Genomic DNA, 1,057 nt, shown 5'->3' with positions numbered 1-1,057 from the left:
CACGACCCATTACTGGAGCGCAAGCTCTCATCAGTGAGCGGCACAGGCCCCTCCGGTGCGGTGACGCCGTTCGGATAAGCCCGGTCGCTCCCGATTCCAGAAGGTGTGAACGATGCCCTGGGCGGGGCATCGTTCACACCGGATGTCAGTCCCGTTTGAATGCCTCCCGGCGCAGCAGCTGGAACAGCGTGGGGGCGCCTTCGGAGGTTGTCACCGCGGCGGCCTTGCGCACGAACCGGGTATCGGCCGCCTGTTCGAGCAGGCTCGCGGCAAGGTCGGTGCGGCTGGTGAAGACGCCCGGCGCCTGGTCCTCGTGAAGCTCGTAGTCCGTCACACCGGGCGCGTCGAAAAGGCCCGAGGGGCGCATGACCGTCCAGTCGAGGCCGCTGCCGCGCAGGAATTCCTCCATGCGGCGCATGTCGGCGTAGGTCGTCTTTCCGATCGTCGCTGTGATCAACGGCTGGAGAACCCGGTTCAGCAGGAAACCGCCGTCCGCGTGATGGTGCGGCTCGGCGGCGCTCGAGCTCACCACGGCCACTCGCTTGACCCCGTGCCGCACCATCGCGGCGGTGATGTTACGGATGCCGTCGCTGTAGATGGTGACCGGCTTGCGGGTGAACGGCACACCGAGCGTCGACAGCACGACGTCGGCGCCTTCGACGGCTCGGTCGACGGCCCGCGCGTCGTACGCGTCGGCTTCCACGACGTCGAGCCGTTCATGCGTGACCGGGAATTCCGCCGGCCGCCTGGTCACCGCGGCGACGTGATGACCGGCGGCCAGCGCCTGTCCGGTCAGCAGCCGGCCGGTCGGCCCGTTGGCGCCGAAAACGACGATCCTCATGGCTACGCTCCTTCTGAATGATCCGTTCATGTGATGGTGCCCACCGTGCGGTAATATTTGGGCGCCCATATCCAGTGGTAGAGGAACCTGACGGGTGGCGGCAGCATCCCGAGAACGTTGGCCTGTGTTCCCTCGGATGCGCCGTCGAGCAGCCACGGGAGGAATTCCGCGCCCCCACGCAGGCCCTGCGTTTTACGAATCGTCGTGGTGAACGCC

2 protein-coding genes are annotated in these 1,057 nt (G+C 66.9%); both read right to left on the bottom strand.

Annotation, left to right across the window (positions count from 1 at the left end; genetic code table 11):
- Positions 1–145 precede the first annotated feature (145 nt).
- Positions 146–841 carry an NAD(P)-dependent oxidoreductase gene (locus AC5LSR_RS22400; protein WP_250291514.1) on the bottom strand — a complete coding sequence of 232 codons (696 nt, stop codon included), beginning with the start codon at positions 839–841 and terminating at the stop codon, positions 146–148.
- A 26-nt stretch (positions 842–867) separates the two neighbouring features.
- On the bottom strand, positions 868–1,057 hold a 190-nt coding region (locus AC5LSR_RS22395), incomplete at its 5' end, for a hypothetical protein (protein ID WP_493468956.1).

The organism is Protofrankia sp. CiP1_Cm_nod4 (assembly GCF_982290645.1).
Note: the sequence above shows the minus strand (reverse complement) of the source record. Positions and strands in the feature narration are given on the sequence as shown.

Bases quoted from the DNA above. Each gene is read 5' to 3' on its own strand.
- AC5LSR_RS22400 (WP_250291514.1), bottom strand. From the start codon at position 841: ATGAGGATCGTCGTTTTCGGCGCCAACGGGCCGACCGGCCGGCTGCTG.